Annotated in this window: 19 protein-coding genes; 9 read left to right on the forward strand and 10 right to left on the reverse strand. The window is 65.2% G+C overall.

Annotated elements, in window-relative coordinates; genetic code table 11:
• The first annotated feature begins 356 nt into the window (after positions 1-356).
• Positions 357-698 (forward strand): hypothetical protein, encoded by a 342-nt coding sequence (locus tag KBY83_RS15520; RefSeq protein ID WP_396093822.1) that lies wholly within the window; start codon positions 357-359, stop codon positions 696-698.
• 180 nt (positions 699-878) lie between these two features.
• On the opposite strand, the gene rfbB is transcribed toward KBY83_RS15520, so the two are convergent.
• Positions 879-2003 carry a dTDP-glucose 4,6-dehydratase gene (rfbB, locus tag KBY83_RS09935; protein ID WP_255019390.1) on the reverse strand — a complete coding sequence of 375 codons (1125 nt, stop codon included), beginning with the start codon at positions 2001-2003 and terminating at the stop codon, positions 879-881.
• A 104-nt stretch (positions 2004-2107) separates the two neighbouring features.
• Here rfbB and KBY83_RS09940 point away from each other — a divergent pair, with 104 nt between their 5' ends.
• From KBY83_RS09940 to KBY83_RS09950, 3 genes are all read left to right on the forward strand, one after another.
• Positions 2108-2500, forward strand: coding sequence for a clan AA aspartic protease (locus KBY83_RS09940; protein ID WP_255019392.1), 393 nt, complete (start codon positions 2108-2110; stop codon positions 2498-2500).
• Between the two features lie 374 nt (positions 2501-2874).
• Positions 2875-3123, forward strand: a complete 249-nt coding sequence (locus KBY83_RS09945; protein WP_255019394.1) for an AbrB/MazE/SpoVT family DNA-binding domain-containing protein — start codon at positions 2875-2877, stop codon at positions 3121-3123.
• On the forward strand, positions 3120-3518 hold the full coding sequence (locus tag KBY83_RS09950) for a type II toxin-antitoxin system VapC family toxin (RefSeq protein ID WP_255019396.1): 399 nt from the start codon (positions 3120-3122) through the stop codon (positions 3516-3518). Before KBY83_RS09945 ends, KBY83_RS09950 begins: the two co-directional genes overlap by 4 nt.
• Positions 3519-3543: 25 nt before the next feature.
• Here KBY83_RS09950 and KBY83_RS09955 read toward each other — a convergent pair whose 3' ends face one another.
• Positions 3544-3690 (reverse strand): hypothetical protein, encoded by a 147-nt coding sequence (locus tag KBY83_RS09955; RefSeq protein ID WP_255019399.1) that lies wholly within the window; start codon positions 3688-3690, stop codon positions 3544-3546.
• 206 nt (positions 3691-3896) lie between these two features.
• Entirely contained in the window at positions 3897-4799 is a 903-nt protein-coding gene (gene rfbD / locus KBY83_RS09960) for a dTDP-4-dehydrorhamnose reductase (RefSeq protein ID WP_255019401.1), read from the reverse strand.
• Between the two features lie 99 nt (positions 4800-4898).
• On the opposite strand from rfbD, the gene KBY83_RS09965 reads away from it, so the two are divergent.
• Positions 4899-5138, forward strand: coding sequence for a hypothetical protein (locus KBY83_RS09965; protein WP_255019404.1), 240 nt, complete (start codon positions 4899-4901; stop codon positions 5136-5138).
• Positions 5135-5575, forward strand: a complete 441-nt coding sequence (locus KBY83_RS09970) for a TA system VapC family ribonuclease toxin (protein ID WP_255019406.1) — start codon at positions 5135-5137, stop codon at positions 5573-5575. The genes KBY83_RS09965 and KBY83_RS09970 overlap by 4 nt, the downstream gene beginning before the upstream one ends.
• A 2-nt stretch (positions 5576-5577) precedes the next feature.
• Here the strand turns inward: KBY83_RS09970 and rfbC are convergent, their stop codons facing one another.
• On the reverse strand, positions 5578-6162 hold the full coding sequence (gene rfbC, locus KBY83_RS09975; RefSeq protein WP_255019408.1) for a dTDP-4-dehydrorhamnose 3,5-epimerase: 585 nt from the start codon (positions 6160-6162) through the stop codon (positions 5578-5580).
• Positions 6152-7036: a glucose-1-phosphate thymidylyltransferase RfbA gene (gene rfbA, locus KBY83_RS09980; RefSeq protein WP_255019410.1), complete on the reverse strand. Its 885-nt coding sequence runs from the start codon at positions 7034-7036 to the stop codon at positions 6152-6154. Before rfbA ends, rfbC begins: the two co-directional genes overlap by 11 nt.
• 29 nt (positions 7037-7065) lie before the next feature.
• Between rfbA and KBY83_RS09985 the strand changes: the two genes are divergently transcribed.
• Positions 7066-7551: a GNAT family N-acetyltransferase gene (locus tag KBY83_RS09985; protein ID WP_255019412.1), complete on the forward strand. Its 486-nt coding sequence runs from the start codon at positions 7066-7068 to the stop codon at positions 7549-7551.
• Here the strand turns inward: KBY83_RS09985 and KBY83_RS09990 are convergent.
• The 4 genes from KBY83_RS09990 to psbZ all read right to left on the reverse strand — a co-directional run bounded on the left by KBY83_RS09990 (position 7464) and on the right by psbZ (position 9012).
• Positions 7464-7850 carry a hypothetical protein gene (locus tag KBY83_RS09990; RefSeq protein ID WP_255019414.1) on the reverse strand — a complete coding sequence of 129 codons (387 nt, stop codon included), beginning with the start codon at positions 7848-7850 and terminating at the stop codon, positions 7464-7466. The genes KBY83_RS09985 and KBY83_RS09990 overlap by 88 nt on opposite strands.
• A gap of 45 nt (positions 7851-7895) precedes the next feature.
• A complete protein-coding gene (locus KBY83_RS09995) occupies positions 7896-8177 on the reverse strand; it encodes a type II toxin-antitoxin system Phd/YefM family antitoxin (RefSeq protein ID WP_254998733.1) in 282 nt (93 codons plus the stop codon).
• A gap of 163 nt (positions 8178-8340) precedes the next feature.
• Positions 8341-8820, reverse strand: coding sequence for a 6,7-dimethyl-8-ribityllumazine synthase (gene ribH, locus KBY83_RS10000; protein WP_255019416.1), 480 nt, complete (start codon positions 8818-8820; stop codon positions 8341-8343).
• Positions 8821-8823: 3 nt separating this feature from the next.
• Complete coding sequence (gene psbZ / locus KBY83_RS10005) at positions 8824-9012, reverse strand: photosystem II reaction center protein PsbZ (RefSeq protein ID WP_106632462.1); 189 nt, start codon at positions 9010-9012, stop codon at positions 8824-8826.
• An 80-nt stretch (positions 9013-9092) separates the two neighbouring features.
• Here psbZ and mutS point away from each other — a divergent pair, with 80 nt between their 5' ends.
• Entirely contained in the window at positions 9093-11873 is a 2781-nt protein-coding gene (mutS, locus tag KBY83_RS10010) for a DNA mismatch repair protein MutS (RefSeq protein WP_255019418.1), read from the forward strand.
• On the opposite strand, the gene KBY83_RS10015 is transcribed toward mutS, so the two are convergent.
• Positions 11831-12529, reverse strand: coding sequence for a precorrin-8X methylmutase (locus KBY83_RS10015; RefSeq protein WP_255019419.1), 699 nt, complete (start codon positions 12527-12529; stop codon positions 11831-11833). The two genes, mutS and KBY83_RS10015, sit on opposite strands and share 43 nt — an antisense overlap.
• Positions 12530-12646: 117 nt before the next feature.
• On the opposite strand from KBY83_RS10015, the gene KBY83_RS10020 reads away from it, so the two are divergent.
• Positions 12647-13390: a hypothetical protein gene (locus KBY83_RS10020; protein WP_255019421.1), complete on the forward strand. Its 744-nt coding sequence runs from the start codon at positions 12647-12649 to the stop codon at positions 13388-13390.
• Positions 13391-13397 lie beyond the last annotated feature (7 nt).

Genomic DNA, 13397 nt, shown 5'->3' on the forward strand with positions numbered 1-13397 from the left:
GCTTTGCAACTCTTTGTTGTTCGTCCCAGAAACCTCGCTGGCCCATGGAAAGCATGTAATCTTGAAGCCTTAGTATAATTCAAATTCGGTCGCTATCAAGCGGTCTTGCGATTTTTCGAGGTGCCCTATAACCGCTGTCATAATAACTATATTTTGGATGGTCGGCTTCTTGACGAGTGGACTAGGCATAGGCTATCTCGAGTTTTATTCGAGCGGCTATATTCCATATTTTAGCGCAGGCATAGCAACCTATTATGCATGGCGCAAATTAAAAGACGTAGCCCCAAAAAAGATACTTCAGGTCCTATCATTATTGCTCATAAGCTTGTACATAGCCGCCCAAGCAGGAGTGCCATATATATCCCTTTGCACCTTTTGCCCTTGTTCTTGGCGTCTTGCTCCTGCACAGCGTCGGCAAAAGAATCGAGCACCCATTACTATTGCTAATTGGGTCTGCCTCTTATGCACTGTATCTAATCCATACGATCATTCTGGAAATGGCCAGAACCTTGCAAAACGAGCTCCCTAGTCTTAGATACAATACCAATATAATGGCTGCAATTTTCGCTGTTGCCGTGTGCTCAATAGTATCCACAATTATTCACTTGGGCCTTGAAAAGCCCATTGTCAAGTCATTTCGAACTCATGTATTCCCGATGCTTGACCGAATACAGCTTCAGGAAAGCAGCAAGCAATAGTCACCGTCTCGATTCAGCATAAAAAGGGGACCTCAGGCCAAGGCCACTCATCCTGCTCCTTACCGGAAAGGCAACAAGACACTCTCTGCAGCCAACACTTCAGAAACTTACAACCATATCCACTAGGCCCAAGGGAACACATTCATTTGTTGGCCATCCAAGAAGTCTGCCAGTGCCAATTCACCCACCCCCACGTGCATTTCCAGCCACCAAGCCAATCCGCTGTCCCTGATACCCGGCTTGCACCCTCACCAAGTCGCACCAGCCCTGGTTCTCGACATACCAGCGCACCGTGGCCTCCAGACCCTGCTCAAAACTGTGCCGCGGTGTCCAGCCCAGCTCGGTGGTGATCTTGGCCGCATCGATCGCATAGCGCCGGTCGTGGCCGGGGCGGTCGCCCACACGGGTGATCAATCGAGCATGAGGAGCACCCTGGGGCCGCAGCTGATCCATCAGCGCGCAGATCGTTTCCACCACGTCGCGGTTGGTGCGCTCACTGGGGGAGCCGTGATCGCCGGCACCCCCCACGCAGTAGCTCTCCCCAAGCCGCCCCCGCGTGGCCGCCAGCAGCAGCGCCTCCACGTGATCTTCCACATACAGCCAGTCGCGCACGTTGGCACCGTCTCCGTAGAGGGGAATCGGCTCACCAGCCACCGCCTTGAGGATCACCACCGGGATCAGCTTCTCGGGGAACTGCCAGGGGCCGTAGTTGTTGGAGCAGTTGGTGAGCACCACCGGCAGCCCGTAGGTGTGGTGCCAGGCGCTCACCAGGTGATCGCTGGCGGCCTTGCTGGCCGAATAGGGCGAACGGGGGTCGTAGGGCGTGGTTTCGGAAAAGCGTCCCGTTTCGCCCAGCGAGCCGAACACCTCATCGGTGCTGATGTGGTGGAAGCGGAAGCCCTCGCGCCGCTCCGCCGGCAGCTGCTCCCAATGGGCCCGCACCGCCTGCAGCAGGTTGAAGGTGCCGCTCACGTTGCTCTCGATGAACGCCGCAGGCCCATCGATCGAGCGATCCACGTGGCTCTCGGCTGCCAGGTGCATCACCAGGTCGGGATCGGCCTGGCGCACGGCTGCGGCTGTGGCATCGGCGTCGGGGAGGTCCACCCGCAGCAGCTGGTGGCGCTGGCCCGCCTCGGGGCCCAGGCGTTCAATTCCGGTGAGATCGCTGGCGTAACCGATCTTGTCGAGGTTGAACACCGTGGCGGTGGTGTCCTCCAGCAACCGCCGCACCAGCGCGCCGCCAATGAAGCCGGCGCCGCCGGTAACCAGTACTCGATTGATCCCTTCGGGCAGCAGTGAGGGCATGGGATCAATCAAGCTTTTATGAGGCTACCGGGGAACGTTGTTCCACAAACCATCCCCACGGAAGGGGGGCATGCCTACGGGCAAAACGCCTTTAACCTGACCCCATGGGCTTGATTTACGGCACCGTTCAGCTCTCCAACCCCTCGAGCCCCGAGCTGCAGGGATTGGAGGTGCGGGCCCTGGCCGATTCCGGGGCCGTGCACCTCTGCATCCCTGAGCACGTCGCCATCCAGCTGCAGCTGCGAGAGCTGGAGCAGCGGGAGGTGATCCTGGCCGATGGACACCGGCGCACGGTGCCCTACATGGGCCCCATTGAGGTGCGCTTCGCCAACCGCCGCTGCTTCACCGGCGCCATGGTGCTGGGCAACGAGGTGCTGCTGGGGGCCATCCCCATGGAAGACATGGATCTCGTGCTGCGGCCCCAGCTGCAGTCGATCACCGTGAACCCAGAAAGCCCCAACATCCCCTTGAGCCTGGCCAAGCAGACCGATCGCTAAGCCAACCGCGCCGGCCGCCTGGCCGATGCCTGAGGCTGAGCTGAAAGCGTCCAAAATCTGTACAACTTGTACAGATTTCATGACACCCCCAAACAGCTGATCGACCCCTCCGAACGCAATGCCAGGCGAGTCCGAGATGTGATCTCAGTGCTTGAGGAGTACGGGGGAATGGCGGGCTAAACCTGCGCTGTGAATCGACGTAGGGTCAAATCACAGCGCTGCTCGATCAGGTTGGCGATGTCCACAGAAACCAATCTAATCAGCAAGGGAAAAACGCCTTACAATCAAGATCGAAGGTGCCCATTGCAATGGTCGAGCCCCCAACGCAAAGGCGCAAAAGATCGCGGTCCCTCACCGTCACCCGAAAAGGGCAAGTGACACTGCGCAAGGATCTCCTGGCCCATCTGGGCATTCAGCCTGGCCAGCGCATTGATGTGGAGGTGCTGCCTGGCGGCCGGCTGGAGCTGCACGCCGAGCAAGCCACCGGCAGCATCAACAGCTTCATCGGCCTGCTGGCAGGCCGCAGCAGCCACTGCGCCAGCCTGGAGGAGCTGAATCTGGCCGCCGCCGCCGGCTGGGCCGGGCTCGGCGACGCAAACGCCCAACCCAGCACCAGCCCATGAAGATCACGGCCGACACCAACGTGCTGGTGCGAGCCCTGGTGCAGGACGATCCCGAGCAGGCCAAATCAGCCAGTGCGCTGCTGGAGCAGGCGGAGCTGGTGGCGATCCCCCTCCCTGTGTTGTGCGAACTGGTTTGGGTGCTGCGCCGTGTCTACCGCTTCTCCAACCACGACTGCGTCAGCGCCATCGAAGCGCTGCTTGCCAGCAGCAGCGTGGTGGCCGATCGACCGGCCGTGACAGCCGGGCTCAAGCTGCTCGCATGGGGCGGCGATTTCGCTGATGGCGTGATCGCTTTCGGCGGACGGCAGCTGGGCAGCCAGCAGCTGGCCACCTTCGACCGCGAAGCAGCGCGCCTGCTGAGCGAAGCCGGCGAACCCGTGCATCTGCTGCGGTGATCGCCGGGAAAGGCGATAGGCCCAGCTACGGATGCAGGGTGATCCCCGCCCGGTCGATGTGCCCCAGCAATTCTGGATGGCGGATCAGGTGGCGCAGCTGCAGATCGATCTGCCAGGGCAGCAGCAGATCGTCGAGCTGGGCGCCCAGCACCAGCAGCTCCGCTAGGCCCATGTCCGGAGCCTTTCCACCCGTTGGATGGAGGGATGCTCTGCCAACAGCGCCAGAATCCGCTCGGTGGCCTCCTGCGGGAGTCCCGCAATGCTGGCGCTGGCCATGGCGTCATGCACCGTCATCGCCGCTGAGCGCGCTGCTGCAACAGGAGCTGCAGCCAACTCACATCCGAGGCAGCCATGGCGGATGAAAAGGGTGTACCCAGGCTAAGGACGGGCTGCAGCCATGCAGCGCAACACTTCAGCCAACCCCTCGCGCCAGTGCAACGGCTCCAGCCCCAGGGCTACTCGGCTGGCAGTGCAATCCAGCAGGGAATAGCTGGGGCGCTGGGCCGGCGTGGGGTAATCGGCTGTGGTGAGCGGTTTCACCCTGCCGGCCCGCTCCAGCAAGCCGGCCTGCACCCCCAGCTCGCCAATCGCCACGGCGAAGTCGTACCAGCTGGCGGCGCCGGCATCGCTCCAGTGCAGGATGCGGGGGCCGCTGGGATCTGCGGCGGGATCTGCGCCCACCCCGATCGCCCGCCAACAGGCCGCCGCCAGGGTGAGGGTGCTGGTGGGGCAGCCCACCTGATCGGCCACCACCCCCAAGGATTCGCCCGCCGCGGCCTTCAAAGCGTGGAGGCGCAGCATCGTGAGACAGAAATTTTTGCCCACCGGCCCATACACCCAACTGGGGCGCAGCACCCGCGCCCCCGGCAGCTGCAGCGCCGCCGCCTCCCCCGCCGCCTTGGTGGCGCCATACACACCGAGCGGATCAAGCCGCTGCTCGGGCCGATACGGCGAACCCTGGGCCCCGTTGAACACAAAGTCGGTGCTCACCTGCAGCAACCGGCCGCCCGTTGCCGCCAGCGCCTCAACAAAGGCCGCCGGCGCGCCGGCATTCACCGCCGCCGCCAGCTCCGGCTCGCTTTCGGCCTTGTCCACCGCCGTGTAGGCGCCGGCATTGAGCACCCAATCGGGCCGATGCTGCTGCACCGCCGCCCGGCAAGCCTCGGCATCGGCCAGATCCAGCTCGCCGCGGCTGCAGGCGATCAACTCCTCCTCGGGCGGCCTGGAGGCGATCAGCGCCTGGCCAAGTTGGCCGGTGGCGCCGGTGAGCAGCACCTTCATGGCTGGGGCAAGGACAAACTTGACACCATTGTGAGCAGCAGCGCTGCCAAGCCAGCCACCTTGATGCGCACTAAGATGCGCACACCTGCAGCCTCGGCCATGCGCACCACCCTGGAGCTGCCCGACCCCCTGTTTGCCCGCTTGAAGGCCCGCGCAGCCGGTGAGCAGACAACCCTCAAGCAACTGTTGCGCAACTACGTGGAACAGGGTCTCAACGCAGCTCCCCCAACGACGGCACCAAAGCGCAAAGCAGCAGGCCTACCCCGGCTGAACAGCCCGCTCTCGATGTCCAGCAACACCCTGAGCAACGCCACGCTGTTTGAGCTGCTGGACTCTTGAACACCCGTTCCGACCCAGCGGATCTGCCCGATCTGAACGTGTGGCTGGCCTTGGCCGCAACACAGCACCCTCACCACGCACAGGCATTGACCTATTGGGAACAGCAAGCCTCCGGCCGGGTGCTGTTCTGTACGGTCACGGCCCTAGGGCTGGTAAGGCTATTGAGCCAACCAAAGCTGATGGGCGCATCCGTTCTGGGTTCAGCGGAAGCCTCCGATCTGCTGCAGGCGTTCCGCCGTCAACCCGGTGTGGCCATGGCAGCACCGGAGCACGACGGCTGGGACCTCTTTCACACCCTGCTTTCCAGCGCCGAGCTGCCAGCCCGACTTCAAACCGATGCCTATCTGGCCGCCCTGGTGATCGCCAACGGCTGGCGGCTGGTGAGCTTCGATCGCGATTTCGATCGCTTCAAAGGCCTAAACTGGCTGGCACTCTGACCTCAGCTGAACAGATCGGCAGGAGACAGCTCAGCTAACAGCGGCGCCACAGCATCCTTCCCCGACAGCTGGGGTAGGGCTCCGGCCAAGGCCTCGAGGGGCCAGGCAATCACTAGCGCAGGGTCATCCCAGCGGATGGCGCGCTCACACTCTCGGCTCCAGAAATCAGTGGTTTTGTAGAGCACCTCGGCCTGCTCGCTCAGGGTGAGGAAGCCGTGGGCAAAACCCGCCGGCACCCACAGCTGCTGCTTGTTGTCGGCGCTCAGCACTGCCCCCACCCACTGGCCAAACGTGGGCGAACTCCGGCGAATATCGACCGCCACATCGAAGATCTCCCCCAGCACACAGCGCACCAGCTTCCCCTGGGGATGGGGCGGCAGCTGGTAGTGCAGGCCCCTCAAAACGCCGCGGCTGGAGCGCGAGTGGTTGTCCTGCACGAAGGCGGTGTCGCCGGCGGCAGCGTTGAAGGCTTGCTGGTTCCAGCTTTCGAAGAAGAAGCCCCGCTCGTCGCCAAACACCCGCGGCGTCAGCAGCAACGGTCCCTGAACGGGCACGCCGGCCGCCGTGGTGAGTACTTCAGCCTGCATCGGGGGTCTCCAGAAGTTGCAGTAGATAGTCGCCGTAGCCGCTCTTGCGCAGCGGTGCAGCCAGGGCGGCGAGCTGGTCGGCGCTGATCCAGCCCAGCCGCCAGGCCACCTCCTCAGGGCAGCCCACCTTCAGCCCCTGGCGATGCTCCAGGGTGCGGATGTAGCTGCCGGCCTCATGCAGCGAATCGCAGGTGCCCGTATCCAGCCAGGCCATGCCCCGGCCCATAAGCTCCACCCGCAGCAACCCCTCCTCCAGGTATTGGCGATTGAGGTCGGTGATCTCCAGCTCGCCCCGGGGTGACGGCTGGATGTGACGCGCCCGCTCCACCACCGAATCGTCATAGAAGTAAAGGCCTGTTACCGCATAGCGCGAGCGGGGCCGCGCTGGCTTCTCTTCCAGGCTCAGCACCTGACCGTCTGGCGCAAACTCCACCACCCCGTAGCGCTCGGGGTCCCGCACCGGATAGGCAAACACCGTGGCTCCGGCCGCACCGCCATTACTGGCCTGCAACTGGGGAATCAAATCGTGGCCATGGAACAGGTTGTCGCCCAGCACCAGTGCCGCCGGAGCCCCATTGAGAAAGTCAGCGCCGATCAAAAAAGCCTGCGCCAAACCATCCGGACTCGGCTGGATGGCGTACTGAATCTCCATGCCCCAAGCGCTGCCATCTCCCAGCAACCGCTCAAAAGATGCCAAATGATGGGGCGTACTGATAACCAGCACCTCCCGAATCCCCGCCAGCATCAACGTGCTGAGCGGGTAATAGATCATCGGCTTGTCGTACACCGGCAGCAGCTGCTTACTCACCGCCTGCGTAATCGGATGCAGCCGAGTGCCGCTGCCTCCGGCCAAAATTATTCCCTTACGGGTCATAGGGAACGCTCCGCTGGGAGAATGCTGCCATGGCAGCACTGCGCCTACTAATCCACGCCCCTGGTGCCCCTGGCCTGCGCTGGTTTGGCTTTGGGCCAGGCCTGCGCCCTACCCGGGGCCTGTGGAAGCTGCAGCGCCTGTTCAACAAGCACGCCTTCTGGGCCCAGCAGCGCAGCCACGGGCAGCTGCGCCGCCTGCTGGCTGGCAGCGCCGTGGTGGTGAGCTTGTGGCATGGCAAGCGCCTAGTGGGCTTCGGCCGGGCCAGCAGCGATGGGATCTATCGCGCCGTGCTCTGGGATGTGGTGGTAGCCGGCGACCTGCACGGCCAAGGCCTGGGCCGCCGGGTGGTTGAGGCCCTGCTGGCCGCCCCCGCCCTGCGCGGCGTTGAGCGCGTTTATTTGATGACCACCAACAGTGCTGGCTTTTATCAGCAGCTGGGCTTCCGCGATGCAGCCCCCCAGGCCCTACTGGTAAAACAAGGAGTTTCAGGGGCCTCGGGGGTTTCGACCGGATAGGAAAGCGCGCCAGCCGCCTCAGCTAGATCCCGATCGAGGGTCGCCGGCAACAGGCCCAGGCGATAGGCAAGCTGGAGCTGAAGCAAAAGGGGCAGGGCTGCAATGCCAGGCCTGTAGCGCTGGCGGTGGCGCACCATCGCAAAGTCGTCCGGCTCAAAACAAACCACCGGACAACGTTCCGCCAAAAAGCCATCTAGCAACCGTTGCGCGGCCTGGCTATCGAGCTCCCCCTCGAGCTCCATCACACTCCACGCACTCACCCTCAGCAGCCCCTCCCCCACCCGCTCCAACCAATTCATAGCAGCAGCACTCTTTAGCCATGGCTACCCATGCGCCGCCACGGTTCAAACGGCTCCATGGCCTGCCTCCTGGTGCAGACGACGTAAGCGCTCAAGCCAAAGCTCCGCTCCAGCCTGGCCTGCCAGCTCAGGAATCAGCCGCGCCACCGGTTTGCCGTAGCGACTGATCACCACGCACTCACCAGCTTGTATGCGATCGAGCAAGCCGGACAACTGCTGGCGAGCCTGAGCTAGCGGAACCGTGGTCATGGCGGCGGCGGGGGCGAAGGAAGGGTTGCGCTGATGGGCACTGTCAAAGAAGTTGTACAGCTGTACAACCTCCCGCATAGCGTCGAAACAGCACCACCAGCATTCCCACAGTCAGGAGAAACCCGGTCAAAGGAAACCCAGGCAAGGGAAACCCAGGCAGCCGAAACCAACAACCCGCCACTTACGGCCGCCGCACCCGCGTAGTAGCACCACCAAACCAAGCACCTTCGGCCCGGCGCCTTTAGTCGGGAATAGCCGCCATCAAGCTGCCCATCTCCAGGGCCTGCAGGCCGTAATTCCAGCCCAGGTTGCTCTTGATGCCGGCCCGCTCTAGGGCCTGCTGCAGGGTGTCGGTGGTGAGCACACCAAAGATCACGGGCACGCCGGTGTCGCGGGCCACGGCAGCCACGCCTTTGCTTACCTCGGCCACCACCACGTCGAAATGGGAGGTGTCGCCGCGAATCACGGCCCCCAGGGTAATCACAACCTGATAGCGACCACTGGCCGCCAGGCGCTGGGCCACCAGGGGGATCTCAAAGCTGCCGGGCACCCAGGCCACATCCAGCTGGGCACTGGCATCACTGGTGTCGACACCGTGGCGCGAGAGGCAGTCGAGGCAGCCGCTCAGCAGCTTGCCGGTCACCAGGTCATTGAAACGGGCAACCACCACCGCGATACGCAGACCAGCCGTATCGGTGAACCGCCCTTCAAAAATCGCCACGCTTCAGACCACAAAGATGCTCATGCCCCAGTTGAGCAGCACCAGGGCCACCCAGGCGAGGCCGCCAAGCAGGATCAGGCGATTGGAGCGACCTGAATCTTCACTGCTGGCGTACAGCACCGGCACCGCCACAATCAAGGCGAACGACAGCACCACCAGAGCCAAAACGGTGAGGGTGTTGAGGATCTGCATGGATTAGCAGCGGCTACACGCCGATCGGTTGCGAGATTCTCACACGCAGACCCAGGTCAGCCGGGGCCCTGCTTCACAACATGAAGCCACCGGCTAGTCGACCTACGATCCAACCTCACCAGGAAAGGGCCGTGGCCGCGGAAGCCGAACAACAGCTTTCGCTCACCGCCGCCCTGGGCCTGGCCGAAGAGCCCCAGCCCGCACCCGAACCCGGCCCAACCCGGCCCCGCAGCCGTCAGCGCCAAGCCGCCCTAGCTGCCCCGCCGGCCGCAACCACAGCAAGCCCAAGCCCCGACTCCGACCTGCCCCCCTGGCACCACCACGGCCTGGTGGCACCAGAGCAGTTGACGCCGATGCTGCGTCACTACGTGGAGCTCAAGGCCGCCCATCCCGACCGGGTGCTGCTCTACCGCCTCGGCGACTTCTTCGAGTGCTTCTTTGAAGACGCCATCACCCTCTCGCGCCTGCTGGAGCTCACCCTCACCGGCAAGGAGGGCGGCAAAGCTGTCGGGCGAGTGCCGATGGCGGGCATTCCCCACCATGCCGCCGAGCGCTACTGCGCTGAGCTGGTGCGCCGCGGCCTCAGCGTCGCCCTCTGTGACCAGCTGGAAAGCACCCCGGCCAAAGGCGAACTGCTAAAGCGCGGCATCACCCGGGTGCTCACCCCCGGCACGGTGCTTGAAGAGGGCCTGCTGGCAGCCCGCCTCAACAACTGGCTTTGCGCCGTGGTGATGGAGGGCGCGTGCTGGGGCCTGGCGGTGGCCGATGTCAGCACCGGTGAATTCCGGGTCACCGAGCGGAGCGGTAGTGCCGGCTTGCACCAGGAGCTGCTGCAGGTGGAAGCCGCCGAAGTGCTCTGGCCCGGCGCCACCGCCACCGCAAGTGCCAATGCCGGCCCCTGCCCCACCTGGTGCCCCGAGGCCCTGCGGCTCACACCCCTGCCCCGCACCCCCTTTGAGGCGCCGGAAGCCTCCGCCACCCTCAAGCAGCGCTTCGGCCTGGCCAGCCTTGATGGCCTGGGGCTCGGCGAAGCGCCGCTGGCCCTGCGCGCGGCGGGTGGCCTGGTGGCTTACCTCGACGACACCAGCCAAGCCCGGGTGCCGCTGGATCCCCCCACCACCTGGCAGGCCGGCGACCAGTTGGTGCTCGACGCCGCCACCCGCCGCAACCTGGAGCTCACCAAAACCCAGCTGGGCGGCAGCGTGCACGGCTCCCTGCTCTGGGCGCTCGACCGCACCCACACCGCCATGGGCGGCCGCTGCCTGCGCCGCTGGCTGCAGGCGCCGCTGGTGGAGCGCGCGGCGATCCTCGAGCGCCAGGGCGGCGTGAGCGAGCTGGTGGCCGATCGCGGCCTGCGACTAACCCTGCGCCGGCTGCTGCGCCCGATGGGCGACCTGGAACGCCTGGCCGGCCGCGCCGGCGCCGGCAGCGCCTCGGCCCGGGATCTGGTGGCCCTGGCCGATGGCCTCGAGCGCCTGCCCCAGCTGGCCGCCCAGCTCACCAACGCCACCAGCGCCCCGCTGCAGGCCCTGGCCCGCCCCTGGCCCGAGCTTGAAAGCCTGGCCGGCGAGCTGCGCCACGCCCTGCTCGACACCCCACCCCTATCGCTCACCGAGGGCGGCCTGTTCCACGACGGCGTTGATCCGGCCCTCGATGAGCTGCGCAACCAGCTCGACGACCAGGACACCTGGCTAGCCCAGCAGGAATCGGAAGAGCGCCGGCTCAGCGGCCTCACCAGCCTCAAACTCCAATACCACCGCACCTTCGGCTACTTCCTGGCGGTGTCGAAGGCCAAGGCGGCAGCGGTGCCGGAGCACTGGATCCGCCGCCAAACCCTGGCCAACGAGGAGCGCTTCGTCACCCCAGCCCTGCGCAACCGCGAGGGCGCCATCCAGCAGCTCAAGGCCCGCGCCGCCCAGCGCGAATACGAACTGTTCTGCACCCTCCGCGCCCAGGTAGGCGAGCAGGCCGCCGCCATCCGCACAGCTGCGCGCCTGGTGGCCGAGCTCGACGCCATCGGGGCCCTAGCCGAGGTGGCCGCCACCAGCGGCTACTGCTGCCCCGAAATCACCGACCCCGCCGGTCCCGAGGCCCGCCTGCTGCAGATCGAAGCCGGCCGCCACCCGGTGGTGGAGCAATTGCTGGTGGAAGAGCCCTTCACCGCCAATAGCGTGGTTCTTGGTGCCATCCCCGAGGCCGCCCCCCGCCCCGACCTGATCATCCTCACCGGCCCCAACGCCAGCGGCAAGAGCTGTTACCTGCGTCAAACCGGCTTGCTGCAGCTGATGGCCCAGATGGGCAGCTGGATCCCAGCCACCTCGGCCCGCCTCGGCATCGCCGATCGCCTGTTCACCCGCGTCGGCGCCGGCGACGACCTAGCCGCCGGCCAATCCACCTTCATGGTGGAGATGGCCGAAACCGCCAACATCCTTCACCACGCCAGCGAGCGCTCCCTGGTGCTGCTCGACGAGATCGGCCGCGGCACCGCCACCTTCGACGGCCTCTCGATCGCCTGGGCCGTGGCCGAGCACCTGGCCACGCCAGCCGAGCGCGGCGGCATCGGCGCCCGCAGCATCTTCGCCACCCATTACCACGAACTCAACGCCCTGGCCGGCCAGCTGGCCAACGTCGCCAATGCCCAGGTGCTGGTGCAGGAAACCGGCGACGCCCTGATATTCCTGCACCAGGTAGCCCCAGGCGGCGCCAGCCGCAGCTATGGCATCGAGGCCGCCCGCCTAGCTGGCGTGCCCGCCGCGGTGGTGCTGCGCGCCCGCCAGGTGCTGGGCCGCATCGAAGCCAACAGCGTCGTGCGGGTGGATCAGGACGAACCTAGCGGGGCCGACGGAGCGCTCGCCGCATGAAGCCAGGCAGCCCGCAGCAAGGCGTTGCAGGCCGCTGCCACCAGGCCGGCTCCGCCTTTGGAGCCCTCGAGCCGCATATGCACCAGGCCACTCTCAGCCAGGTGACGCTTGCTCTCCGCCACTCCCACAAACCCCACCGGCATGCCGATCACCAGGGCTGGTGCCGGCACTGCTTTTGAGGCAACCAGCTCCAGCAGCACCTCCAGGGCCGTGGGAGCGCTGCCGATCAACACCACGCCTGGCTGGCCCTGCCCGGCCAGCGCCGCCGCCATGCCCGCCGCAGTCCGGGTGGAACCCGCCGGAGCCTGCTCAGGTGCCCAATCGAGCACACTGCGCACCGGATTACCAAAGGTGCGCCGCGCCATTGGTGCCACAGCCGCGGCCGCCATTGCCGTGTCCGTGAGGATCGGCACCCCGGCAGCTAACGCCGCCAAGCCGGCGGCGCATGCGGTGGCGGGGCAAACCAGATCGGCCGCCAAACCCGGATCACCGCTGCTGTGAATCAGACGCAGCAGCACGTCCTGCTGCAGGGGGCTGAGCGGCGCCAGCGCCGCCGCCGTGCCCGGCAACTGCCGGATCAGCCGCAAGCTCTCACTAAAAATCGGGTGATCCAGGGAAGGGACTCCGCCAAGAGCCGCAGTTTCAGCATTACTCATGTTCCGGTCCATTTCTCATGACCCATTTCTGAGCGGTGCATCAATCACCAGCAGCGCTGTCCTTAATTATGTACAGGTTGTACAGCTTGTACGGTCTGTACAGATTCGTGCACACCCATGCCTGACACCACCCTGGGCGTCGAGGCGGCCAGGCGCCGCCTACCGGAACTGCTGGAGCGAGCGGCGGCAGGCGAGCGAATCGTGATCCAGCGCCACCGCACCCCCATGGCCGCCCTGGTGCCACTGGCAGGACAGGCACCGGTCGATCCCCTGCTCCGCCAACGTCAAATCCAGAGCCTGATGGCCCTACAAGGCAGCGGCAGGGGCTGCTGGGATCCCCAGCAACGCCAACCAGCCCGGCCAGCACCGCCACCGCCAGCTTTTGTACAAACTGTACAGAACCTGCCCCGCCAAGACGCCTTCAACCCCCGCCTGCTAGCCCACGGCTCCCGGATCGCCCTTGATGGCACCGCGCTGGTGGCCTTTCTGGCCGACGCCAAGGGCGCCGGCAAACACCTCGAGCCCCTGATGCATGGCATAGCGGCTGGGTATTGGATTGGGGTTGTCAGCAGCTTGAGCCTGATGCGGGTGCTTGAAGGGCCCCTGGCCCGCGGCGACGAGGCCCTGACCCAGCGCTACATCCAGGCTTTCAACAATCCCCATCACTGGCAACTGATCCCCAGCGATGGAGCCATCGCCGCTGCCGCCGTGCGTCTGCGCCGCCAGGAACCCCAGCTCGACGACAGCTGCGCCATCGAACTTGCTACTGCGATCCAGTCAGGCGCAGTGGTGCTGGTCACCGACCATCCGGCCCTGGCCCAGACTGAGCTCCATCCGGTGCTCAGCGCCCTGCGGATCTGAGCACCGC

Source organism: Cyanobium sp. WKJ7-Wakatipu (genome assembly GCF_024345355.1).
GTDB lineage: Bacteria > Cyanobacteriota > Cyanobacteriia > PCC-6307 > Cyanobiaceae > Cyanobium_A > Cyanobium_A usitatum.